Origin of the sequence: Klebsiella sp. 141203 (assembly GCF_032601985.1) — a bacterium.
Taxonomy (GTDB): Bacteria; Pseudomonadota; Gammaproteobacteria; order Enterobacterales; family Enterobacteriaceae; genus Klebsiella; species Klebsiella aerogenes.
In genome coordinates this window covers 433,587-458,053 of record NZ_JAQIRL010000004.1, presented here as the reverse complement: position 1 = coordinate 458,053, position 24,467 = coordinate 433,587, and the positions used below count along the sequence as shown (strand labels likewise).

General features: G+C 57.0%; 22 protein-coding genes. 9 read left to right on the top strand and 13 right to left on the bottom strand.

The features are described from left to right. The first annotated feature begins 187 nt into the window (after positions 1 to 187). From nirB to cysG, 3 genes are all read left to right on the top strand, one after another. Positions 188 to 2,731 (top strand): nitrite reductase large subunit NirB, encoded by a 2,544-nt coding sequence (nirB, locus tag PGR29_RS18605; RefSeq protein ID WP_316425093.1) that lies wholly within the window; start codon positions 188 to 190, stop codon positions 2,729 to 2,731. After that, positions 2,728 to 3,054: a nitrite reductase small subunit NirD gene (gene nirD, locus PGR29_RS18600; RefSeq protein ID WP_015369393.1), complete on the top strand. Its 327-nt coding sequence runs from the start codon at positions 2,728 to 2,730 to the stop codon at positions 3,052 to 3,054. Before nirB ends, nirD begins: the two co-directional genes overlap by 4 nt. A gap of 152 nt (positions 3,055 to 3,206) precedes the next feature. After that, positions 3,207 to 4,580: a siroheme synthase CysG gene (cysG, locus tag PGR29_RS18595; RefSeq protein ID WP_316425091.1), complete on the top strand. Its 1,374-nt coding sequence runs from the start codon at positions 3,207 to 3,209 to the stop codon at positions 4,578 to 4,580. 68 nt (positions 4,581 to 4,648) lie between these two features. Here the strand turns inward: cysG and trpS are convergent, their stop codons facing one another. The 12 genes from trpS to PGR29_RS18535 all read right to left on the bottom strand — a co-directional run bounded on the left by trpS (position 4,649) and on the right by PGR29_RS18535 (position 14,607). Then, positions 4,649 to 5,653, bottom strand: coding sequence for a tryptophan--tRNA ligase (trpS, locus tag PGR29_RS18590; protein ID WP_316425090.1), 1,005 nt, complete (start codon positions 5,651 to 5,653; stop codon positions 4,649 to 4,651). Next, a complete protein-coding gene (gene gph, locus PGR29_RS18585) occupies positions 5,646 to 6,407 on the bottom strand; it encodes a phosphoglycolate phosphatase (RefSeq protein WP_316425089.1) in 762 nt (253 codons plus the stop codon). Before gph ends, trpS begins: the two co-directional genes overlap by 8 nt. Beyond that, on the bottom strand, positions 6,400 to 7,077 hold the full coding sequence (gene rpe, locus PGR29_RS18580; RefSeq protein WP_015369389.1) for a ribulose-phosphate 3-epimerase: 678 nt from the start codon (positions 7,075 to 7,077) through the stop codon (positions 6,400 to 6,402). The genes gph and rpe overlap by 8 nt, the downstream gene beginning before the upstream one ends. 17 nt (positions 7,078 to 7,094) lie before the next feature. Further along, positions 7,095 to 7,922: an adenine-specific DNA-methyltransferase gene (dam, locus tag PGR29_RS18575; protein ID WP_045394863.1), complete on the bottom strand. Its 828-nt coding sequence runs from the start codon at positions 7,920 to 7,922 to the stop codon at positions 7,095 to 7,097. Positions 7,923 to 8,001: 79 nt separating this feature from the next. Beyond that, positions 8,002 to 9,288, bottom strand: a complete 1,287-nt coding sequence (gene damX, locus PGR29_RS18570; protein ID WP_045413186.1) for a cell division protein DamX — start codon at positions 9,286 to 9,288, stop codon at positions 8,002 to 8,004. Positions 9,289 to 9,372: 84 nt separating this feature from the next. Further along, entirely contained in the window at positions 9,373 to 10,467 is a 1,095-nt protein-coding gene (gene aroB / locus PGR29_RS18565) for a 3-dehydroquinate synthase (RefSeq protein ID WP_015369386.1), read from the bottom strand. Positions 10,468 to 10,520: 53 nt separating this feature from the next. Further along, a complete protein-coding gene (gene aroK, locus PGR29_RS18560; RefSeq protein WP_002920267.1) occupies positions 10,521 to 11,042 on the bottom strand; it encodes a shikimate kinase AroK in 522 nt (173 codons plus the stop codon). Between the two features lie 269 nt (positions 11,043 to 11,311). Then, positions 11,312 to 12,556 (bottom strand): DNA uptake porin HofQ, encoded by a 1,245-nt coding sequence (gene hofQ, locus PGR29_RS18555; protein ID WP_213317297.1) that lies wholly within the window; start codon positions 12,554 to 12,556, stop codon positions 11,312 to 11,314. Beyond that, the gene (locus tag PGR29_RS18550; protein WP_316425088.1) at positions 12,465 to 12,869 is read right to left on the bottom strand and encodes a HofP DNA utilization family protein; all 405 of its coding nucleotides are present in this window, start codon (positions 12,867 to 12,869) and stop codon (positions 12,465 to 12,467) included. Before PGR29_RS18550 ends, hofQ begins: the two co-directional genes overlap by 92 nt. Beyond that, positions 12,859 to 13,296 (bottom strand): hypothetical protein, encoded by a 438-nt coding sequence (locus tag PGR29_RS18545; protein WP_316425087.1) that lies wholly within the window; start codon positions 13,294 to 13,296, stop codon positions 12,859 to 12,861. Before PGR29_RS18545 ends, PGR29_RS18550 begins: the two co-directional genes overlap by 11 nt. Further along, entirely contained in the window at positions 13,280 to 13,819 is a 540-nt protein-coding gene (locus tag PGR29_RS18540; RefSeq protein WP_316425086.1) for a PilN domain-containing protein, read from the bottom strand. The genes PGR29_RS18545 and PGR29_RS18540 overlap by 17 nt, the downstream gene beginning before the upstream one ends. Positions 13,820 to 13,821: 2 nt before the next feature. Continuing rightward, on the bottom strand, positions 13,822 to 14,607 hold the full coding sequence (locus PGR29_RS18535) for a pilus assembly protein (RefSeq protein ID WP_316425085.1): 786 nt from the start codon (positions 14,605 to 14,607) through the stop codon (positions 13,822 to 13,824). 214 nt (positions 14,608 to 14,821) lie between these two features. On the opposite strand from PGR29_RS18535, the gene mrcA reads away from it, so the two are divergent. Continuing rightward, positions 14,822 to 17,380: a peptidoglycan glycosyltransferase/peptidoglycan DD-transpeptidase MrcA gene (gene mrcA, locus PGR29_RS18530; RefSeq protein ID WP_316425084.1), complete on the top strand. Its 2,559-nt coding sequence runs from the start codon at positions 14,822 to 14,824 to the stop codon at positions 17,378 to 17,380. Positions 17,381 to 17,432: 52 nt separating this feature from the next. Here the strand turns inward: mrcA and nudE are convergent, their stop codons facing one another. Further along, positions 17,433 to 17,993: an ADP compounds hydrolase NudE gene (nudE, locus tag PGR29_RS18525; protein ID WP_015703662.1), complete on the bottom strand. Its 561-nt coding sequence runs from the start codon at positions 17,991 to 17,993 to the stop codon at positions 17,433 to 17,435. 285 nt (positions 17,994 to 18,278) lie between these two features. On the opposite strand from nudE, the gene PGR29_RS18520 reads away from it, so the two are divergent. From PGR29_RS18520 to pckA, 5 genes are all read left to right on the top strand, one after another. Continuing rightward, positions 18,279 to 20,408 (top strand): intracellular growth attenuator family protein, encoded by a 2,130-nt coding sequence (locus PGR29_RS18520; protein WP_087859069.1) that lies wholly within the window; start codon positions 18,279 to 18,281, stop codon positions 20,406 to 20,408. Positions 20,409 to 20,467: 59 nt separating this feature from the next. Then, the gene (gene yrfG / locus PGR29_RS18515; RefSeq protein WP_047047984.1) at positions 20,468 to 21,151 is read left to right on the top strand and encodes a GMP/IMP nucleotidase; all 684 of its coding nucleotides are present in this window, start codon (positions 20,468 to 20,470) and stop codon (positions 21,149 to 21,151) included. Further along, positions 21,148 to 21,549 (top strand): ribosome-associated heat shock protein Hsp15, encoded by a 402-nt coding sequence (hslR, locus tag PGR29_RS18510; protein ID WP_015369376.1) that lies wholly within the window; start codon positions 21,148 to 21,150, stop codon positions 21,547 to 21,549. Before yrfG ends, hslR begins: the two co-directional genes overlap by 4 nt. Positions 21,550 to 21,575: 26 nt before the next feature. Next, positions 21,576 to 22,454 carry an Hsp33 family molecular chaperone HslO gene (gene hslO, locus PGR29_RS18505; protein ID WP_015703666.1) on the top strand — a complete coding sequence of 293 codons (879 nt, stop codon included), beginning with the start codon at positions 21,576 to 21,578 and terminating at the stop codon, positions 22,452 to 22,454. A gap of 356 nt (positions 22,455 to 22,810) precedes the next feature. Further along, the gene (gene pckA, locus PGR29_RS18500) at positions 22,811 to 24,430 is read left to right on the top strand and encodes a phosphoenolpyruvate carboxykinase (ATP) (protein WP_316425083.1); all 1,620 of its coding nucleotides are present in this window, start codon (positions 22,811 to 22,813) and stop codon (positions 24,428 to 24,430) included. The last annotated feature ends 37 nt before the right edge of the window (positions 24,431 to 24,467 follow it).

The window sequence follows — 24,467 nt, the reverse complement described above, 5'->3', positions numbered from 1 at the left end:
CTTCCGCTGTCTTTGTACATAAAAAGAACAGAACGGAAAAGCCTGATTTTTCCATCACTTAGAAAAATCATTATAAATCATGAATATACTCATTAAGTGGTAGGTAAGTTCTAAATTGATTTGTATCAATGAGTGTAGTAGCTGAATCGTTAAGGTAGGCGGTAATAGAAAAGAAATCGAGGCAAAAATGAGCAAAGTCAGAATCGCTATTATCGGTAACGGCATGGTCGGCCATCGCTTTATCGAAGAGCTTCTTGATAAGGCGCCTGCCGGACAATTCGACATTACCGTGTTCTGTGAAGAGCCGCGTATCGCCTATGACCGTGTCCACCTGTCGTCTTACTTCTCCCATCACACTGCGGAAGAGCTGTCGCTGGTACGCGAAGGTTTCTATGAGAAACACGGCGTCAAGGTACTGGTCGGCGAACGCGCGATTACCATCAACCGTCAGGAAAAGGTGATCCACTCCAGCGCTGGCCGTACCGTTTTCTACGACAAGCTGATTATGGCGACTGGCTCATACCCGTGGATCCCGCCCATTAAAGGCGCGGAAACCCAGGATTGCTTCGTCTATCGTACTATTGAAGATCTTAACGCCATTGAATCCTGCGCCCGTCGCAGCAAACGCGGCGCGGTGGTCGGCGGCGGCCTGCTCGGTCTGGAAGCGGCTGGCGCGCTGAAAAATCTCGGCGTGGAAACCCACGTGATCGAGTTTGCTCCGATGCTGATGGCCGAGCAGCTCGACCAGATGGGCGGCGAGCAGTTGAAGCGTAAGATCGAAAGCATGGGAGTGAAAGTTCACACCAGCAAAAACACCAAAGAGATCGTTCAGCAGGGTACCGAGGCGCGCAAAACGATGCGCTTCGCCGACGGTAGCGAACTGCAGGTCGATTTCATCGTCTTCTCTACCGGTATCCGTCCGCGCGACAAGCTGGCTACCCAGTGCGGTCTCGCCGTCGCCCAGCGCGGCGGCATCATGGTCAACGATAGCTGCCAGACCTCCGACCCGGATATCTACGCTATCGGCGAATGCGCCAGCTGGAATAACCGCGTGTATGGTCTTGTCGCCCCGGGCTACAAAATGGCGCAGGTTACCGTTGACCATATCCTCGGCAACGACAATCTGTTCACCGGCGCCGACCTCAGCGCCAAGCTGAAGCTGCTCGGCGTTGACGTTGGCGGTATCGGCGACGCCCACGGGCGCACGCCGGGCGCGCGTAGCTACGTCTATCTCGACGAAAGCAAAGAAGTCTACAAACGTCTTATCGTCAGCGAAGATAACAAAACCCTGCTCGGCGCGGTACTGGTCGGCGACACCAGCGATTACGGCAACCTGCTGCAGCTGGTGCTGAATTCCATTGAGCTGCCGGAAAACCCGGATTCGCTGATCCTCCCGGCCCACGCTGGCAGCGGCAAGCCGTCTATCGGCGTGGATAAACTGCCGGACAGCGCGCAGATTTGTTCCTGCTTCGACGTCAGCAAAGGCGACCTGATCGCCGCTATCAATAAAGGCTGCCACACCGTGGCGGCGCTGAAAGCGGAAACCAAAGCCGGAACTGGCTGCGGCGGCTGTATTCCGCTGGTGACGCAGGTGCTCAACGCCGAGCTGGCGAAACAGGGTATCGAAGTGAACAACAATCTGTGCGAGCACTTCGCCTACTCTCGCCAGGAGCTGTTCCACCTGATCCGCGTGGAAGGCATCAAAACCTTCGACGAGCTGCTGGAAAAACACGGTCAGGGCTACGGCTGTGAAGTCTGTAAGCCGACCGTCGGTTCCCTGCTGGCCTCCTGCTGGAATGAGTACATCCTCAAACCACAGCACACGCCGCTGCAGGACACCAACGATAACTTCCTCGCCAACATCCAGAAAGATGGCACCTACTCGGTTATCCCGCGCTCCGCAGGCGGCGAAATTACGCCAGAAGGCCTGGTTGCCGTCGGTCGCATCGCGCGCGAATTTAATCTGTATACCAAAATCACCGGCTCCCAGCGTATCGGCCTGTTCGGCGCGCAAAAAGACGACCTGCCGGAAATCTGGCGCCAGCTGATTGAAGCCGGCTTCGAAACCGGCCATGCGTACGCCAAAGCGTTACGTATGGCGAAAACCTGTGTCGGCAGTACCTGGTGCCGCTATGGCGTCGGCGATAGCGTCGGCTTCGGCGTGGAACTGGAAAACCGCTATAAAGGTATCCGTACCCCGCACAAAATGAAGTTCGGCGTCTCCGGTTGTACCCGTGAATGCGCGGAAGCGCAGGGTAAAGACGTTGGGATCATCGCCACCGAGAAAGGCTGGAACCTGTACGTGTGCGGTAACGGCGGGATGAAACCACGCCACGCCGATCTGCTGGCCGCGGACCTCGATCGCGATACGCTCATCAAATATCTCGACCGCTTTATGATGTTCTACATCCGCACCGCCGATAAGCTGACCCGTACCGCGCCGTGGCTGGACAACATGGAAGGCGGCATCGACTATCTGCGCAGCGTCATCATCGACGATAAGCTGGGCCTGAACGATCACCTTGAAGAAGAGCTGGCTCGCCTGCGCGCCGCTTTCGCCTGCGAATGGACCGAGACCGTCAATAACCCGGCGGCGCAGACGCGCTTCAAACACTTTATCAACAGCGACCAGCGCGACCCGAACGTTCAGGTGGTGCCGGAACGTGACCAGCATCGCCCGGCCACGCCCTATGAGCGCATCCCGGTCACGCTGGTGGAGGAAAACGTATGAGCCAGTGGGTAAACATCTGCAAAATTGACGACATCCTGCCGGCGACCGGCGTCTGCGCGCTGCTGGGGCAACAGCAGGTGGCTATCTTCCGTCCGTACCATGACGACAGAGTGTTCGCCATCAGCAATATCGATCCGTTCTTCAATGCCAGCGTGCTGTCCCGAGGGATTATCGCTGAGCATGACGGCGCGCTGTGGGTTGCCAGTCCGCTGAAAAAGCAGCGCTTCCGTCTCAGCGACGGGCTGTGCATGGAAGATGAGAGCCACTCCATCGCCCACTACGAAGCCCGTGTTAAAGATGGCAAAGTGCAGCTGAAAGCCTGATGCCGCATGGTTCCCTCCGCGCCGCGGGGGGAACCATATCATCAGCTTATGACCACTAATAAGTAGAGGCGGCAAAATTCATATCTCCGTGAATCCCTCTGCTGCTATTCTACGACCGCATTCCCATTCCCCCCTTGCCGTGAGGATCTGCCGTGGACCACTTACCTATTTTTTGCCAACTACGCGATCGCGACTGCTTGCTGGTCGGCGGCGGCGATGTAGCTGAACGCAAGGCGCGTCTGTTGCTCGACGCAGGTGCCCGGTTAACGGTCAACTCACGCCGGTTTACTCCGCAGTTTCAGGTGTGGGCCGAGGCGCAAATGCTGACGCTGGCGCAGGGCGATTTTAATCCTGCGCTGCTTGATAACTGCTGGCTGGCGATCGCCGCCACCGACGATGATGTCGTTAATCAGCAGGTCAGCGAGGCCGCTGAATCACGGCGTATTTTCTGCAACGTGGTGGATGCGCCCCATCAGGCCAGCTTTATCATGCCGTCAATTATCGACCGCTCGCCGCTGATGGTCGCCGTGTCTTCCGGCGGTACCTCGCCGGTGCTGGCGCGCCTGCTGCGTGAAAAGCTCGAATCACTCTTGCCGCTGCATCTCGGACAAATCGCCCGCTATGCCGGGCAGCTGCGCTCAAGGGTGAAAAAACAGTTCGCTACCGTCGGCGAGCGCCGCCGCTTCTGGGAAAAACTGTTTGTTAACGATCGTCTCGCCCAATCGCTGGCGAACGATGATCGTCAGGCCGTTGCCGACACCACGGAACAGTTATTGAATGAGCCGCTGGAACATCGCGGCGAAGTGGTGCTGGTGGGCGCCGGTCCGGGCGATGCCGGGCTGCTCACCCTCAAGGGACTGCAGCAGATCCAGCAGGCCGATGTGGTGGTTTATGACCGACTGGTCTCCGACGACATTATGAACCTGGTGCGCCGTGATGCCGATCGGGTGTTTGTCGGCAAACGTGCAGGCTATCACTGCGTGCCGCAGGAGGAGATTAACCAAATCCTGCTGCGCGAAGCGCAAAGCGGCAAACGTGTCGTGCGCCTGAAAGGCGGCGATCCGTTTATTTTTGGCCGCGGCGGCGAAGAGCTGGAGACCCTCTGCGCGGCAGGTATTCCGTTCTCGGTAGTGCCGGGGATCACCGCCGCCTCCGGCTGCTCGGCCTACTCCGGCATTCCACTCACCCACCGCGATTTCGCCCAGGGCGTACGTCTAATCACCGGCCATCTGAAAACCGGTAGCGATCTCGACTGGCAAAATCTGGCGGCGGAAAAACAGACGCTGGTGTTCTATATGGGGCTAAACCAGGCGCCGGCGATCCGCGAAAAGCTGATCGCCCACGGCATGGCGGCGGATATGCCGACCGCCATCGTCGAGAACGGCACCGCGGTCAACCAGAAGGTCGTCACCGGCACCCTGGATCGGCTGGATATTCTGGCGCAGCAGATGGCCAGCCCGGCGTTGATTATCGTGGGCCGCGTTGTGGCGCTACGCGACAAGCTGAACTGGTTTTCTAACCATTAAGATAATGCACTCTCACAAAGACAAAAAAACCGGGATAATCCCGGTTTTTTTACCTTCAGCGAGCCTTATTACGGCTTAGCGACAAAGCCAATCGCTTCATATACCGCTTTCAGAGTCTTAGAAGCGTGCGCGCTGGCCTTCTCGGCGCCCTCTTTCATCACCTGATTAAGGAACGCTTCGTCGTTGCGGAAACGGTGATAGCGCTCCTGCAGCTCGGTCAGCATACCGGAAACGGCTTCGGCGACTTCGCCTTTCAGGTGGCCGTACATTTTACCTTCAAAGTGCTGTTCCAGTTCCGGAATGCTCTGGCCGGTGACGGCAGAGAGGATATCCAGCAGGTTGGAAACGCCCGCTTTGTTTTGCACATCGTAACGGACAACCGGCGGCTCGTCGGAGTCGGTCACCGCGCGTTTGATCTTCTTAACCACCGATTTCGGGTCTTCCAGCAGACCAATGACGTTGTTGCGGTTGTCATCGGACTTGGACATCTTCTTGGACGGTTCCAGCAGCGACATGACGCGCGCGCCGGACTTAGGAATAAACGGCTCAGGCACTTTAAAGATATCGCCATAGATAGCGTTAAAGCGCTGCGCAACGTCGCGGCTCAGCTCAAGATGCTGTTTCTGATCTTCGCCTACCGGTACCTGGTTGGTCTGGTACAGCAGGATGTCAGCGGCCATCAGTACCGGGTAGTCAAACAGACCGGCGTTGATGTTCTCGGCGTAGCGCGCGGACTTGTCCTTAAACTGGGTCATACGGCTCAGTTCGCCGAAATAGGTGTAGCAGTTCAGCGCCCAGCCCAGCTGTGCGTGTTCCGGTACGTGAGACTGGACGAAAATGGTGCTCTTTTGCGGATCGATACCGCAGGCCAGATACAGCGCCAGCGTATCCAGCGTTGCTTTACGCAGGTTCTGCGGATCCTGACGCACGGTGATCGCGTGCTGGTCAACGATGCAGTAAATACAGTGATAGTCATCCTGCATGTTTACCCATTGACGCAGCGCACCCATATAGTTGCCAATGGTCAATTCACCTGAGGGCTGTGCGCCACTAAAAACGATGGGCTTAGTCATTTTTTAATTCCTGAGTTTCACTGTACGGTAGCCCAAGAGCGGGCAAGAGTTCATTAAATTGGTCAAAGATAAAATCCGGCTCGCTCAGCGCTATCGGCTCGCCGTAGTTGTAGCCGTAAGTCAGACCGATAGAGCAGCAACCCGCCGCTTTCGCCGCCTGAATATCATTGCGCGAATCCCCGACGAACAAGAGTTCGGCAGGCGTCAGAGAGAGCTTTTCCGCCACCAGCAGCAGCGGATCCGGATGCGGCTTTTTATTCTTCACATCGTCGCCGCCGATCACCACGCTAAAGTATTTCGCGATATCCAGCGTCTCGAGCAAGGGCGCCACGAACGGCGTTGGTTTGTTAGTGACCAGCGCCAGCGGCAGGCCTTTGGCATACAGCGCGCCGAGCGTATCGGCCACCGACGGGAACAAGAAACTGCCTTCTTCCGCCGCTTCGGCGTAATAGCGGTCGAACAGTTTACGCAAAACGCGTAGCTGTTCGTCTTGCGGTATATCATGATCGTCGACGGAAGGTTTGCCCATCGAAGCACGTAACGTGGCGCGCTCCTGGCGAGCCCAGTTCAGCGCCCGTTCCATCAGGACGTCTGCGCCGTTGCCAATCCAGGTCACGACGCGTTCTTCACCTGCCACCGGCAGTTCCAGCGCGTAAAGCGCGCTATCAACGGCGGCGGTTAGACCCGGCGCGCTATCGACCAGCGTGCCGTCCAGGTCAAATGCCACGCCGCGGATGGCCTGTAATTTATCCATGACTAACCTTCGCTAATTCACTACGCATTTGATCAATAACTTTTTTGTAGTCCGGCTGGCCGAAGATCGCCGAACCGGCGACAAACATATCCGCACCGGCGGCGGCAATTTCACCAATGTTGCTGGCTTTCACGCCGCCATCGACTTCAAGGCGAATGTCGTAGCCGGATTGATCGATAAGCTGACGCACCTGACGCAGTTTTTCAAGAGTGTGCGGAATAAAGGACTGGCCGCCAAAGCCTGGGTTAACCGACATCAGCAGAATCACATCCAGCTTATCCATAACGTAATCGAGATAGCTCAGCGGCGTTGCCGGGTTGAATACCAGCCCCGCTTTACAGCCGTGCTCTTTGATAAGCTGCAGGCTGCGGTCGACGTGTTCAGAGGCTTCCGGGTGGAAAGTGATAATGCTGGCGCCGGCTTCGGCAAAATCAGGAATGATGCGGTCGACCGGCTTTACCATCAGGTGCACATCGATCGGCGCGGTAATGCCGTAGTTGCGCAGCGACTTCAGCACCATCGGGCCAATCGTCAGATTAGGCACATAGTGGTTGTCCATGACGTCGAAGTGTACGACATCCGCGCCCGCCGCCAGTGCCTTAGCGGTATCCTCGCCCAAACGGGCAAAATCAGCCGACAGAATCGAAGGGGCAATCAAATACTGCTTCATCCGCATCTCCTTGAAATTTATTTGGTCTTCGGCGGACGGTACAGCGCTAAGAGCTCGTCCACCTTTTTACGCGTACCACCGTTGCTGCTGATGCTGCGCCGAACCTTCACAATATGCGTTTCCGCCGCGTTTTTATACCACTCCTGCGTCAGCGGCGTGCGGTGGTTTGAGATAAGCACCGGGATCCGCTTTTTCATCAACGATTCCGCCTTTTTCGCCAGCATTACCTGCTGATCAAGGTTGAAACTGTTGGTGTGGTAGGCGGTAAAATTCGCCGTCGCCGTCAGCGGCGCGTACGGCGGGTCGCAATAGACCACCGCCCGGCTATCGGCTCGCTTCATGCACTCTTCATAAGATTCGCAGTAAAACTCGGCGTTCTGCGCCTTGGCGGCGAAGTGATAGAGCTCAGCCTCGGGGAAATAGGGCTTTTTGTAGCGGCCAAACGGCACGTTGAACTCGCCGCGCAGGTTGTAGCGGCACAGACCGTTGTAGCCGTGGCGATTCAGATACAGGAACAGCACCGCGCGACGCAGGGGATCCTGACTCTGGTTGAATTCATCACGGTACTGATAGTAACGCTCCGCGGCGTTGTTTTCCGGCGTAAACATCTCACGTGCGGCGCTGACGTATTCGTCGGTGCGCAATTTGACGATGTTATACAGACCGATCAGATCGCTATTGATATCCGCGAGGATATAACGAGAAAAGTCGGTATTCAGGAATACCGACCCGGCGCCCACGAAGGGCTCAATCAAGCATTCACCTTCCGGCAAATGCTTTTTAATATCGTCGAGCAGGGGGTATTTCCCCCCCGCCCACTTCAGAAAAGCGCGATTCTTTTTCATGCTGCCTAACTAATTACACTTTCTCCGGCTGTGGAGAAATCGCTCCGACAGCATCCTGCGCTTAAGACTACTCGCGGCATTACTTCAGGTCAGCTTGTACCTGGTGCAGCGGTTTTGCCCATGGATTTTTCGCCTGAACATCCGCAGGGAGCGTGGCGACAGCACGTTTCGCTTCATCTTTCGAAGCGTAGATGCCGCTGACCAGCACATACCACGGTTGACCGTTGCGAGTCGTCTCATAGACAACATATTTTTCCAGCTTCTCTTTCTTCGCCCAGTTGTTCAGGTTGTTGTAGTTAGAGGAGCTGCTGAGCTGCAACGTATAGTTGCCAGACGGCGCAGACTTCATCGAGCCAACATCGCCAGCCGTTTTGCTGCCAGCCGCTGCGGTCGCTGCAGGCGCGGTGGCCGCCGGGGCGGAGGTAGTGGCGGCAGGCGCAGTAGCCGTTGGCGCGGTTGTCGCAGCCGGTTTAGTCTGCGCAGTGGCGACAGGCTTGCTGGCGGTAGCCGCCGGCGCGCTCTCTACGTGTTTAGGTTTGGTTTCAACCGGCGCTTTGGCGGTAGCCTGCGGCTTGCTTTGCGGTTTCGGTTCAATCACCACCTGTTTACGCTCAGCAGGACGCGGCGTGGCGGCCGTCTGGCGTTCGGTCGTTTGACGCGGCGCGGCGCCATTACGCATCGGCGCAACGGTCGCAGGTTCGGTCGGTAAGGTGGAGTTAGCAACGGCGCTATCCAGTTGACCCTGCTGCTGAGTTAGCGCGTTATTCAGGTCGCCCTGAACTTCCACACGCTGCTGGCCCTGCGGCTCGGAGGCGGGTTGACCCTGAGTCGGATTGGAGGCGATCGGCGGCAGAGAAACGTCCTGCGGCTGTTGCTGGTTGGTGTTGCCCGCAGTTTGATCGACCGGCTGCGCGGCATTGTTGTTCTGGTCAGCGGTCATGCTTTGATCGCCAGACAGGTTAACGCTCTTCTCACCAGAAGCGGATTCATTGGAAGAAGATGGCGATTTCAGCGCCGAACCCACGCCGACAATCAGCAGCAGGAGTACCAGCACCCCGACGCCCATCATGACATACTGGCGGGAAGCCGGTTTAGCAGGGGCCTTTTTGCGTTTACGCGGACGGCGTTCAACCTGCTGCTCTTCTTCTACTTCTTCTTCGGACTCGAGGTCCTCTTCGTACTCTTCTTCATCGCGTTCACGACGGGCTTTGTTCGCGCGCGTCGGACGGCCTTCATCGGCCTCAAGATCGAGATCGTCGAAATTGATCTGCGGATCGGCGTCACGCTCGGAAGACTGACGGGAACGACCAGCACGACGATCGTTGCGATCGGCTTTCATATCGTCTTCTGGTTTGAAATCATCCATTTAACACCCCACTAAAAGGCTTATGCTCACGATTATTGCATGTTGCCCGAAATGATAACGCCGCGCGGACGCGGCTAGACCTTCTTATTGTTGCGCCTGCTGAGTATCAGCAATCGCGCCAAGAACTACATCGTGCGACACTCCGCCGCGGACCTCGCTCTTTCCTATAGCGAGCGGTAATACCAGGCGCATTTCGCCTGCCAGTACCTTTTTATCACGCATCATGTGAGGCAAATACGCTTCTGCAGACATTTCCTGCGGCCCGCGTACCGGCAACCCTGCACGTTGCAACAGCGCAATCATACGCTGCGTATCCTGCGCGCTAAACTGCCCTAAACGCTCGGACGTATGCGCCGCCATGACCATTCCGGCCGCCACAGCTTCGCCATGTAGCCAGTTACCGTAGCCCATTTCAGCTTCGATAGCATGGCCAAATGTATGTCCCAGATTCAGTAAAGCACGTAACCCGGTTTCGCGCTCGTCGGCAGCGACAACTTCGGCTTTTAGCTCACAACAACGGCGAATACAGTACGCCATCGCCGATTCATCCAGCGCCATCAGCGCATCGATGTTGTCTTCAAGCCAGCAGAAGAACTCGCCGTCAAGAATAATGCCGTACTTAATGACCTCAGCCAGGCCGGAGGAGAGCTCGCGCTTCGGCAAGGTTTTGAGGCAATTAAGGTCGACGACCACGGAAACCGGCTGCCAGAAGGCGCCAATCATATTTTTACCGAGGGGATGGTTTACGGCCGTTTTGCCGCCAACCGAAGAGTCCACCTGCGAAAGCAGCGTGGTGGGAACTTGAATAAAACGTACGCCGCGCTGATAGCTCGCAGCGGCAAAACCGGTTAAATCGCCAACCACGCCGCCGCCGAGCGCCACGAGTGTGGTGTCGCGGCCATGTGGTTTTTGCAACAGCGCGGTAAATACCGTATCCATCACCGCCAGGCTTTTATATTGCTCGCCATCCGGCAGGATCACGCTGTCGACGTTGACACCCGCTTGCTCCAGTACGGAGCGAACGGTATCAAGATAAAGCGGCGCCAGCGTTTCATTGGTGACCAGCATGACCTGGTCGCCTGATTTCAGTGGCAGAAAAGAAGCTGGATCGTTAAACAAACCAGCCGCGATGGTAATCGGGTAACTACGTTCCCCGAGAGTTACAGTCAGCTTCTCCATAACGCGACGTCCACCTCAGTTGCTTTACTCTGACGCACTTTATTAAGCCAGAATCAGTTGCTTTCCAGCATATGAATAATCTGGTTTGCAACGACTTTCGCACTTTGATCGTCGGTGCGGATAGTCACATCGGCGATCTCTTCATACAGTGGATTACGTTCATCTGCCAACGCTTCAAGAACTTCACGTGGCGGCGCATCTACTTGTAATAAAGGACGCTTTTTATCGCGCTGCGTACGAGCAAGTTGTTTTTCGATCGTTGTTTCCAGGTAGACCACCACGCCGCGGGCGGAGAGACGGTTACGCGTTTCACGGGATTTTACTGAGCCGCCGCCAGTGGCGAGTACGATTCCCTGTTTTTCCGTCAACTCATTGATGATTTTTTCTTCACGATCGCGGAAGCCTTCTTCGCCTTCGACATCGAAGACCCAGCCGACGTCTGCGCCAGTGCGTTTCTCAATCTCTTGATCAGAATCGTAAAATTCCATGTTGAGCTGTTGGGCTAACTGGCGCCCAATAGTGCTTTTGCCGGCACCCATAGGCCCAACCAGAAAGATATTGCGTTTCTCTGCCATTTTTTCGGTACTACTAAGACTATTCGTTAATGATAAACCCGCTTCGCAGACACCCAGCGCAGCAGGACATGAACTGAAACCTCATATGCAATAGAGCGAGAGTCAGACTAAAAATTATCTCAATACTCCGGCTGGTTTGGCAACAGAATAAAATCACCGGACATAAAGGGAGGATTGATGTCGTACCCGACTCTCAAATCGGTACCCCTTGTATGCTAAATCCGTCCCCGCGTCAAACACCTGAAACGTGTTTAGCATGAAAAACCCGCTTAATGTACTGCCAGAATCCGCGGCGTGATGAAGACAACCAGTTCACGTCGTTCATTATCTTTACCATCATGGCGAAACAGCTGCCCGAGTATGGGGATTTCGCCAAGCAACGGCACGCTGTCGCGCGCCGACTTATTCTTCTGTGAAAAAATACCGCCCAGCGCCAGGGTCTCGCCGCTTTTCACCTCGACTAAGGTTTCAATCTCTTGCTTATCAATTGCCAGCGCTTCGCCGTTTTCCTGCTGCAGAACCTGGCCTGGCGTATTTTCGCTAATGCGCAGCTTCAGGCGCACGCGATCCTGCTGCAGCACCGTTGGCGTCACCTCCATCCCCAGGACTGCCTCTTTAAACTCAACCGAGGTGGCGCCGCTTTCTCCGCTGGAGACCTGATAGGGGATTTCGCTGCCCTGTTTGATACTAGCGGGTTGCATATGCGACGCCAGCAGGCGCGGACTGGCGATGATGTCCACCTGCTGCTTTTGCTCCAGCGCGGAAAGCTCCAGCTCCAATAACCGCCCGTTAATCCGGCCGATATTAAAGCCGCCGCGGGTGGTTGCGTCTGACACCGCCAGATTGCTGCTCAGGTTGGTCATTTTCCCCATCCCCGGCGTGCTGCTGGCCTCCGCCAGGCTCCACTTCACGCCAAGCTCGCGCAGGCTGGTCGCGCTCATTGACACAATGTGCGCCGCCAGCTCCACCTGCCCGACCGGCAGATCCATCTCTTCAGCCCACGCCTTCAGCGCCGGCAGATGACGATCGTCGTCGCGGATTAACAGACGATTAGTTCGCCGATCGACGGTCATCGTGCCGCGGGCGCTCAACAGCTTGCTCCCGGATTTCGCCAGTTCGTCTGCGTCGGCATAGCGCAGCGGGATACTGTGGTTGCGTAATGGCAGATTCTGCCAGCGTTTAGCCTGCTCGGCTTCCAGCTGCGCTCGTTTTGCCTGCTGCCACGCCTGTGTATGGATGTACAACACCGTGCCCTGCCGGGCCATTGTCAGCCCGGCGCTATCGAGAACCGACTGGAGCGCCTGTCGCCAGGGAACGCTGTTTAAGTGAAGCGACAGCGTACCGCTGACCTCCGGCGCCACGATTACATTAAGATTTTGCATTTCCGCCAGGCTTTGCAGTACCTGAACCACCGGTACATCATCAACCACCAACGACACCGGCGGTTCTTTTTTCGCCGCCGCGGCCAGCAGCGGCAGCAGCAGAAGTAGCAGCAGGCTTATCCTTCGCATCATGTTGGCTTCCCTTTCGTGACCAGACCCAGCGTGCGGGTTCGCACCCGGCGCTGGCCTCCAGAGTTAATGTTTCTGCCGTTAGCTGTCGAATTCGCCAACCGCCAGGCAAAACGTCGTTAATTCGTACACGCCGCCACTGACCGGTATGATCCTGAACAAGACCCAGCCACTGGGCCGGGCGGCCAACCCCGCCGCCGTAACGCCACTGCGTCAGCTGCGCGGTCTGGCAGTGGTCCTCGACCGGTAAAAAAGGATCGCGCGCTCCTGCCAGCAGCGGGCAAACCAGCAGCAGCATGTATCCTTTATATTTCATCGTCGCGTTCCAGTTGCAACGACATCTGTAGCACCCCTTTTTCATCATTTAGTGAAAAAGCGCTAGCGTGTACCCCGCAATCGGCAAGCCAGGCGAACAGCGGCGGCACCGACTGCCAGTTAACCGCCGCCAGCATCTCACCGCCGCGCCCTCGCGGTTGCCAGGCCTGTAACAAGATACCGGCCACGGGTGGTTCCAACGGTGAAAAACGCCGGGCCGTCCAATCATGAACCACGCGTTGCTGCAGCGTGGCGCGCAGCGGCAATACTCGCCGCCATTGCGTCTGTAGGGGCGGCGGCGCAGGCTGCGAAGCGCTGACAGCAGCAAGCGAAAACGCCAGATACATTGCCGCGGCCAAAACTGTGGCGCAAAGTAACGCTAACGGCCATCCGCGCAGCGCCTGCAGGCGTTCAATCGCTGTCCGCATCGGCAATGTCTCCAGGTAGAAAAAAGCTAAATGACCAGCGTCCCTGTGTATCGCGATGCGTTCCTCCTGCCATCGCCGGTTGAAAACCCTCCAGCTTGCCAAGCGCCTTTTCCAGCGCCGCCACCGCCTTGAGGTTCAGCGCCAGGCCGCTGAGGGTGATGCCCTGCGGTTGGTAGTCCAGTCTGGTTAACCACAGCGGTTCCGGCAACAGCGACGCTAACGTGAGCAATCGTGTCTGCCAGGCCTGCATTTCGGCTCGCCGCTGCGCTTGCCGTGCCTGCCGCTCACCGCGCTGTATTTCCTCGCGCATCTCCCGCTCACGTTGTAACAACGCGGAATAAAGCAGATGGTCGGCCTGGGTGCGCATTACCTGCTGCGCCACGTCTATCTGACGTAACGTGCGCGTCGCTATCGTCAGGGCGATAATGCTTAGCGCCATCGCCGCCACCAGCAGCCCGCCCATACGCAAGCTTTGCCGCCGTCGCGTCTCGCGCCACGGCAGAAGATTAATCTGCTGCGCCATAGTTATTTACCCCCCAGCGCCAAACCAAGCGCGATAGCAAAGCGATCGCCGCAGGCGGGTAGCGGCGGCTGCAGGCGGTGGAGCACGCTCCAGCAATCAAAGCTATTTTCCGCCAACGGCAGGCTGCTACAGAGCTGGAACTGTTCATCATTGAGGCGCGAGGTTAAGTGGGAGAAAGAGGGGACTTCAGCGCATGGACAATAGCCCCAGCGCTCCTGGGTCGCCCATAACCACTGCGCGTCCCCCTGCCAGACCAGGCCCTGAGCAGCGCCAGTAAGCCAGGGGAAAAAAGAAGTGAGAGCAGCCGCATCCGGCACGATCGCCGTCAGGCGCAGCTTCAGCCGCCGCGTCAGTTGACGCAGGCTGTCGATATCCAAACGCTGAGCCGCCGTCGCCTGCCAGCCGTCGTTAGCCGCGCGGGCGGCGTAATCGATACACAGCGAAGAGGCAGGCATTTCCAGCTGACGCGCCATCGTGCCCGTTATCCATGTCGCACTTTCGCTTTCACGTAGCGACACCTGTGGCGCAGGCAGCTGCTTTTGCAGCGTACGGCTGGCAGGAAGCGCAATGCACACCTGATGTTGTAGCGGCAGCTCGCGGCGCCAATCACGTAACCGCTTCACCGCCTCATTAAGGTCAATGATGCTGCCCTGCACCACCAGGCCGGGCGGCAGCGGAATTCGCCACCAGCGACGCAACGCCCAGCGCCCGCGTTCGTACAACAGCGCCACGATGGCGACGCTATCCTGTTGAATGTGAATTCCTATACGCCAATTTCTGAAAGTCATGCTTAGATCTCCTTATCCGCGATTGCGATTCAAGGAGCAGCCTGGATATACCATGTGGCGAAATGGAGGCTTTTAGCGTCGATCGACACGCCGTCCGGAAGGCATAGCGCCAGCAAGCCGCCCCGTGGGGGTATATCAATGCTCCTGGCTTGCCTTTATACTACCGCGCGTTTGTTTATAAACTGCCCAAATAAAACTAAATGGGAATTCTCCGGTGAAGTTCGTAAAGTATCTTTTTATCCTTGCAGTTTGTTGCGTTCTGCTGGGAGCAGGCTCGATTTATGGCCTCTACAAATTTATAGAGCCGCAACTCCCCGATGTCGCGACCTTAAAGGATGTGCGTCTGCAGATCCCGATGCAGGTCTATAGCGCGGACGGCGAGCTCATTGCGCAATATGGCGAAAAGCGCCGCATCCCCGTCACTCTGCAGCAGATGCCGCCGGAGCTGATAAAAGCGTTTATCGCGACTGAAGATAGCCGCTTCTATGAGCATCATGGCGTCGATCCGGTGGGGATTTTCCGCGCCGCGAGCGTAGCGATGTTCTCAGGCCATGCCTCGCAGGGCGCCAGTACTATTACTCAGCAACTCGCGCGTAACTTTTTCCTCAGCCCGGAGAAAACAATAACGCGTAAGATCAAAGAAGTTTTCCTCGCAATCCGCATCGAACAGCTGCTGAATAAAGACGAAATTCTCGATCTTTACCTCAACAAAATTTACCTCGGCTACCGTGCCTATGGCGTCGGCGCCGCCGCGCAGGTTTACTTCGGTAAATCAGTCGATCAGCTGACGCTGAGCGAAATAGCGGTTATCGCCGGTCTGCCGAAAGCGCCTTCCACCTTTAACCCGCTCTATTCGCTGGACCGCGCGACCGCGCGTCGCAACGTGGTGCTGTCGCGAATGTTAAGCGAAGGCTATATCACCCAGGCACAGTTCGATCAGGCGCGCAGCGAGGCGATTGACGCCAGCTACCATACGCCGGAAATCGCCTTCTCCGCCCCGTATCTGAGCGAGATGGTGCGTCAGGAGATGGTCAACCGCTACGGCGAGCAGGCCTACGAAGACGGCTATCGCGTCTACACCACCATCACGCGTAAAAACCAACAGGCCGCCCAGCAGTCGGTGCGTAAAAACGTGCTCGATTACGACATGCGCCACGGCTACCGCGGCCCGGCCAACGTGCTGTGGAAAGTTGGCGAGACCCCGTGGGATAACAAAAAAATCCTCGATACGCTGAAAAAACTGCCGGGCGTCGGCCCGCTGGCGCCGGCGGTAGTCACCTCCGCGAATCCGCAGGAAGCAGTCGCGTTGCTGGGCAACGGCACGTCGGTGGCGTTAACGATGGATGGCGTCCGCTGGGCGCGTCGCTACGTTTCCGATACGCAACAAGGCTCGACGCCGCGCAAAGTGACCGACGTCATTCAGACCGGGCAGCAGATTTGGGTGCGCAAAGAGGGCGACAAATGGTGGCTGTCGCAGGTGCCGGAAGTGAACTCCGCGCTGGTATCTATCAACCCGCAAAATGGCGCGATTATCGCTCTGGTCGGCGGCTTTGACTTCAATCAGAGTAAGTTCAACCGCGCTACCCAGGCGCTGCGTCAGGTTGGCTCCAATATCAAGCCATTCCTTTATACTGCGGCGATGGACAAAGGCTTAACCCTCGCCAGTATGCTTAACGATGTGCCGATCTCCCGCTGGGATGCCGGCGCGGGCTCCGACTGGCGGCCGAAAAACTCGCCGCCGCAGTACGCCGGCCCTATTCGTCTGCGTCAGGGATTAGGCCAGTCGAAGAACGTGGTGATGGTGCGCGCGATGCGCGCAATGGGCGTCGATTATGCGGCAGAGTATCTGCAGCGTTTCGGCTTCCCGGCGCAGAACATCGTCCATACCGAATCACTGGCGCTGGGTTCCGCTTCCTTTACTCCGCTACAGGTTGCCCGCGGCTACTCGGTAATGGCTAACGGCGGCTTCCTGATTAACCCGTACTTCATTAGCAAGATCGAGAACGACCAGGGCGGCGTGCTGTTTGAAGAGCGGCCTAAAGTCGCCTGTCCGCAGTGTAATTCGCCGGTGATCTACGGCGATACGCCGAAATCCAATGTGCTGGAAAACCAGGATGTCGAAGAGGTCGCCACCTCTCAGGAGCCGCAAAACGGCGACGTTCCGCCGCAGCCGCAGCTTGAGCAGGCTAATCAGTCGCTGGTCGCGCAAAGCGGCGCGCCGGAGTATGCCCCGCATGTTATTAACACGCCGCTGGCCTTCCTGATTAAGAGCGCGCTGAATACCAATATTTTCGGCGAACCGGGCTGGATGGGCACCGGCTGGCGTGCGGGCCGCGACCTGCAGCGTCATGATATCGGCGGCAAAACCGGTACCACTAACAGTTCGAAAGACGCGTGGTTCTCCGGCTACGGCCCGGGCGTCGTGACGTCGGTGTGGATTGGTTTCGATGACCACCGCCGCGATTTGGGCCGTACCACCGCTTCCGGCGCGATTAAAGATCAGATTTCGGGTTATGAAGGCGGCGCTAAAAGCGCCCAACCGGCCTGGGATGACTTTATGAAACGGGTGCTGGAAGGCGTGCCGGAAGAGCCGTTAACGCCGCCGCCGGGTATTGTGACGGTGAATATCGACCGTAGCACAGGTCAACTGGCTAACGGCGGCAACAGCCGCGCCGAGTACTTCATCGAGGGCACGCAGCCAACCCATCAGGCGGTGCGCGAAGTTGGCACCACCATTACCGATAGCGGTGGCGAAACCCACGAGTTGTTCTAATAAAAAAAGCGCCTGCAGGCGCTTTTTTTATGTCCGGATGAGACGCTTATAACTACAAACGCCCCTGCGCCTGTAGCCATTCACGCACCAGAAACAGCGCGCTGACGTTACGCGCTTCATTGAAGTCTTCTTCTTCCAGTAGCGACATCAGCTGCGACAGTGGCCAGCGCACCTGCGGTAGCGGTTCCGGCTCATCGCCCGGCAGCGATTCCGGATAGAGATCTTCCGCAACCATAATATTCATTTTGCTGGAGAAATAAGATGGCGCCATGCTGAGCTTCTTCAGGAAGGTCAATTGACGGGCGCCGAAACCCACCTCTTCTTTCAGCTCGCGGTTGGCGGCTTCCATGGCCGTCTCGCCGGGGTCGATAAGCCCTTTGGAGAAACCCAGTTCGTAGGATTCGGTGCCGACCGCATATTCGCGGATTAAAATAATGTGGTCGTCAACAATCGGCACAATCATTACGGCTTCACGCGCGGTGGGCCGCATGCGTTCATAAACGCGACGCACGCCGTTGCTGAACTCCAGGTCCACGCTTTCAACATTAAAAAGACGCGAACGCGCTACCGTTTCAACGTTGAGAATGGTGGGTTTTTGTAATGATTTGCTCATTGTCATCGGTCTATGCTGTGATTACAGAAGTCATTGTGCGATACGCAGCACGGTTTCGGCAATCCAAATTGCCACTAATTTACATAGTTGCAACGTTTTGCTTGCAATGCAAAGATTCATAAAGATAAAAAAGTCAATAGGTTGAATTTGTTTTGAGAATTTACCGATTCCTGAGTTTTCCCGTTTTTGATAAGCTTACATGCTGCTGCATTGCACAATAAAATTTCCTGCATTAGACAACATGTGCCGATAAACAATTAAAATTACTATGACGATGGGATGGGCATGGGCACCTTTCTGACCTTTTTCACAGCTCTGCTACTCTGTGTCTTGCTTATCGGGTGGTGGTATCGATCTCATGCCAGACGTCGTCGCCTCCCCTTACTGCAAGCCTTTAGCGACGCGACGACCCGCAAGCTTTCTGATGATGAACGCCAGGCGGTCGAAAAGTATCTCGATGGCCTCAGCCAGTCGCAACAGGTACCGGCGACCGGCGCCAGCGTGGCGCCTGTCGCCCTGAAACTGAATGAGCAGAGCGACACCGTTTATACCGTCACCCGCGCCGTCACCCGCTATGGCATTTCGTCTGATGAGCCCAACAAATGGCGATACTTCCTCGACTCGGTGGAGGTTCACCTGCCGCCGTTCTGGGAACAGCATATCAACGACGAAAACAGCGTCTCGCTGATCCCAACCGACAGCCTGCCGCTGGTGATTGTTCTCAACGACCACACCTTGCGCGACTATCCGCAGGAAGCCCGCGGCTACGCGCTTGAACGCGCATCAGCTACCCAGGCGTCGATTCGCGGTGAGGAGAGCGAGCAGGTCGAGCTGCTGAACATCCGCCAGGAAACTCAGGAAGAGCATGCCCTCAGCCGTCCTGACAGCCTGCGCGAAGGGATCATGATCGTCGCAGCCTTCCTGCTGTTCTATTGCTGCCTAATCTCCCCTGACGTCTTTGCGCCGTGGCTGCTCGGCGGCGGCGTACTGTTGTTGGCTGCGGGCTTATGGGGCATCTATGCGCCGCCGCTGGCCGGTTCGCTACGCGAGATCCACTGCCTGCGCGGAATGCCGAAACGCTGGGGGCTGTTTGGCGAGAACGACCAGGAACACGTCAATAATATTTCGCTGGGGATTATCGACCTTATCTATCCGCGCCACTGGCAACCATGGATCGCCCAGGACCTGGGGCAGCAAACCGATATTGATATTTATCTTAACCGCCATGTGGTTCGCCAGGGGCGCTTCCTGTCGCTGCACGATGAAGTGAAAAACTTCCCGCTGCAGTACTGGCTACGCAGCGCGATTATCGCCGCCGGCGCGCTGCTGGTCGTCATCATGCTGTGGATTAGCGTCCCGCTGAATATGCCCTTTAAATTCACGCTCTCCTGGCTTAAGGGGGCGCAGACCATCGAAGCCACCACCGTCGGCCAGCTTGAGAAGGCGAAAGTGCGTATTGGCGACACGCTGCAATTAAAAGGTACCGGGATGTGCAACATCCGCACGCCGGGCGCCTGGAGCGCGAAAGAAGCCTCGCCGTTTACGCCGTTCGACTGTTCGCAGATCATCTGGAACGATGCGCCTCCCCTGCCGCTGCCGGAATCCGATATCGTCGGTAAGGCCACGGCGCTGGTCCAGGCGGTACAGCGCCAGTTGCATCCTGACCCGGACGACGATTCGCACGTTAGCCCGGCATTACGTTCGGCAATTCAGAAATCAGGAATGGTGCTGCTGGATGACTTCGGCGATATCGTGCTGAAAACCAACGAGCTCTGCTCGGCGAAAGATGACTGCGTGCGTCTGAAGAACGCGCTGGTCAACCTTGGCAATACCCGCAACTGGGAAGCGCTAACCAAACGCGCCACCGCCGGTAAGCTCGATGGAGTGAACGTGTTGCTGCGCCCGGTGAGCGCCGAATCGCTGGAGAATCTGGTGACGACCTCCACCGCGCCGTTTGTGATGCGTGAAACCTCCCGCGCGGCGCAGGCGCTAAATAGCCCGGCCCCTGGCGGATTCCTGATCGCCAGCGATGAAGGCAGCGAACTGGTCAATCAGCCGTGGCCGGCTATCAGCCTGTACGATTATCCCGCCCACGAGCAGTGGGGCGAGCTGCAGCGTCTGGCGGGCATGTTGATGCACACGCCATTCCATGCGGAGGGGATTGTCACCAATCTTTATACCGACGCCAATGGCACCCAGCATATCAACCTGCACCGCATTCCCGATCGCAGCGGGCTGTGGCGCTATCTTGGCACCACTCTGCTGCTGCTGGCGATGCTTGGCTGTATGTCGTGGCACGGCGTGCAGGCGATCCGCCGCTATCAGCGCCAGCGCCAGCGCATGGAAGAAATTCAAAAATATTATGAAAGCTGCCTGAATCCGGTTCTCATCCCTTCCCCGGATCATCAAGATTAATTCCTGCGCGACAGGGTGTGATACCCTGTCGCGCATTTCCCCCTCGCTGGAGACTCACCATGCAAATCAATATCGCGTGGCAGGAGGTTGATACCGTTCTGCTGGATATGGATGGCACGCTGCTCGACCTCGCCTTCGACAACTACTTCTGGCAAAAACTGGTCCCGGAAACCTGGGGCGCCGCGCGCGGACTCAACCTGCAGGAAGCCAAAGCGGCAATGCACCAGGAGTATCACGCCGTGCAGCATACGCTAAACTGGTACTGTCTTGATTACTGGAGCGAGCGACTGGGTTTGGATATTTGTGCGATGACCAGCGAACAGGGGCCGCGGGCAAAACTGCGGGAAGATACCGTGCCATTCCTTGATGCGCTGCGGGCCAGCGGCAAGCGCCGCATCCTGCTGACCAACGCGCACCCGCATAATCTGGCGGTGAAGCTCAAGCACACCGGTCTGGACGCGCACCTTGATTTATTACTTTCCACCCACACATTTGGTTATCCGAAAGAGGATCAGCGCCTGTGGCGCGCGGTGGCGGAAGAAACCGGCCTTGATGCGCGCAAAACGCTGTTTGTCGATGACAGCGAGGCTATCCTGGACGCGGCGGCGCAGTTCGGCATTCGTTATTGCCTGGGCGTCACCAATCCGGATTCCGGCCTGGCGGAAAAACAGTATGCCCGCCATCCTGGCGTGAACGATTACCGGCGGCTGATCCCTTCCCTGACTCCGGAGGAGAGGCCATGAAAGATAAGCCCGCAGAAAGCGTCAGGCTGGACAAATGGCTTTGGGCAGCCCGCTTTTATAAAACCCGCGCCATTGCGCGCGAGATGGTTGAAGGCGGCAAGGTGCACTACAACGGACAACGTAGTAAGCCGAGCAAAATCGTCGAGCTGAATGCCACCCTGACCCTGCGCCAGGGCAACGACGAGCGCACCGTTATCGTCAAAAGCGTTACCGAACAGCGCAGGCCAGCCAGCGAAGCCGTCATGCTTTATGAAGAGACGGCAGAGAGTATCGAGAAACGCGAAAAAGTGGCGCTGGCGCGTAAGCTGAATGCGCTAACGATGCCGCACCCAGACAGACGTCCGGACAAAAAAGAGCGCCGCGACCTGATGAGATTTAAACACGGCGACAGCGAATAGCGCTGCCGCCAGCAAGAGAGATGATTATGACTCAACACGATCAATTACATCGTTATCTGTTTGAAAACTATGCCGTGCGCGGTGAACTGGTCACCGTATCGGACACGTTGGAACAGATCCTGGCCAACCATAGCTACCCGCAGCCGGTGAAAACCGTGCTGTCGGAGCTGCTGGTCGCCACCAGCCTGCTGACCGCCACGCTGAAGTTCGCCGGAGATATTACCGTTCAGCTGCAGGGCGACGGCCCGCTCTCGCTGGCGGTGATCAACGGCAATAATCAGCAGCAGCTGCGCGGCGTCGCTCGCGTTCAGGGCGAAATCCCGGAAGGCGCGGACCTGAAAACGCTGGTCGGCAACGGCTACCTGGTCATTACCATCTCTCCACAGGAAGGCGAGCGCTATCAGGGCGTTGTTGGCCTGGAAGGCGATACCCTGGCGGCATGCCTGGAAGATTACTTCCAGCGTTCCGAACAGCTGCCGACTCGTCTGTTCATTCGTACCGGCGAGCACGACGGTAAAGCGGTAGCCGGCGGCATGCTGCTGCAGGTGATGCCGGCTCAGGACGCGCAGCTTAACGACTTCGAGCATCTGGCGACCCTGACCGAGACCATCAAGGCGGAAGAGCTGTTCACCCTGCCGGCGACCGATGTATTATGGCGCCTGTACCATGAGGAAGAGGTGACGGTATACGACCCGCAAGACGTCGAGTTCAAATGCACCTGTTCTCGCCAGCGCTGCGCCGATGCGCTGAAGACGCTGCCGGATGAAGAAGTCGACAGCATCCTCGCCGACGAAGGCGAAATTGATATGCATTGTGACTACTGCGGTAATCATTACCTGTTTAACGCGATGGATATCGCTGAGATCCGCAATAACGCCTCGCCGGCGGATCCGCAGGTACACTAATCGCCCTCTCGCCGGGCGTTGCCGGGTTTTTCTGACCCGACGCGCCTGGCGTCAACTATTTCGACCGCGTGTTGAATCGATTTTCACTGAAAGAGTTACGTAACTTTCTTTCAAGAAAGCGATTACATTCACATTTCAGCAGTTTTTTTAATTACTTTTTAACCATTCGGAAACATCTATCGCCACCTACGGCCGTTTTCCTGAGATAATCACGCGCACTTCGTGACAGGAGTCACTGTGTTTTTCGTAAGAAAGGCGTTTGTCGAGATACGTAAATCTATGAGCCTGGTCGCGGTCTATTCCCTGAAAGAAACCCTACAATTTAAAGCAGTACATATTGGCTAAGGAGCAGTGACATGCGCGTTAATAGTTTAACCCCGCAGGATCTCAAGGCTTACGGTATCAATGACGTCCAGGAAATTGTCCACAACCCGAGCTTCGATACGCTGTATCAGGAAGAGCTCGACCCGAAACTGGAAGGTTATGAGCGTGGCGTATTAACCAATCTTGGCGCCATCGCCGTCGATACCGGCATTTTCACCGGCCGTTCGCCGAAAGATAAATATATCGTCCGTGACGATACCACTCGCGATACCGTGTGGTGGTCTGATAAAGGCAATGGCAAGAACGACAACAAGCCGCTCTCCCAGGAAACCTGGCAGCACCTGAAAGGCCTGGTGACTCACCAGCTGTCGGGCAAACGCCTGTTTATCGTCGACGCTTTCTGTGGCGCTAACGCCGACACCCGCCTCAGCGTGCGCTTCATTACTGAAGTCGCCTGGCAGGCACACTTTGTAAAGAACATGTTCATTCGCCCGAGCGAAGAAGAACTGGCAGCGTTCGAGCCGGACTTTATCGTCATGAACGGCGCTAAGTGCACCAACCCGCAGTGGAAAGAGCAGGGTCTGAACTCCGAAAACTTCGTGGCTTTCAACCTGACCGAGCGCATCCAGCTTATCGGCGGCACCTGGTACGGCGGCGAAATGAAGAAAGGGATGTTCTCGATCATGAACTACCTGCTGCCGCTGCAGGGCATCGCTTCGATGCACTGCTCCGCTAACGTCGGCGAAAAAGGCGATGTCGCCGTGTTCTTCGGCCTGTCCGGCACCGGTAAAACCACCCTCTCCACCGACCCGAAACGCCGCCTGATTGGCGATGACGAGCACGGATGGGATGATGACGGCGTATTTAACTTCGAAGGCGGCTGCTACGCGAAGACCATTAAGCTGTCGGAAGCCAACGAGCCGGATATCTATCACGCGATCCGCCGCGATGCGCTGCTGGAAAACGTCGTGGTACTGGCTGACGGCACCATCGATTTTGATGACGGTTCGAAGACCGAGAACACCCGCGTCTCCTACCCGATCGACCATATCGAAAATATCGTTAAGCCGGTGTCGAAAGCCGGTCACGCCACCAAGGTTATCTTCCTGACCGCCGACGCCTTTGGCGTATTGCCGCCGGTTTCACGCCTGACCGCTGACCAGACTCAGTACCACTTCCTGTCTGGCTTTACCGCCAAGCTGGCCGGTACCGAGCGCGGCGTCACCGAGCCGACCCCAACCTTCTCCGCCTGCTTCGGCGCCGCGTTCCTGTCGCTGCACCCGACGCAGTACGCTGAAGTGCTGGTAAAACGCATGCAGGCTTCCGGCGCCCAGGCTTACCTGGTCAACACCGGCTGGAACGGTACCGGCAAGCGTATCTCGATTAAAGATACCCGCGCGATTATCGACGCCATCCTCGACGGTTCGCTGGATAACGCCGAAACCTTCACCCTGCCGATGTTCAACCTGCAGATCCCAACCGAGCTGCCGGGCGTCGATACCCATATCCTCGACCCGCGTAATACCTACGGTTCTCCGGAGCAGTGGCAGGAGAAAGCCGATCAGCTGGCGAAACTGTTTATTGAGAACTTCGAGAAGTATACCGATACCCCGGCCGGCGCTGCGCTGGTTACGGCCGGTCCGAAGCGTTAATCAGGTCGCAGAGACAACAAAGCCGGGCGATGCCCGG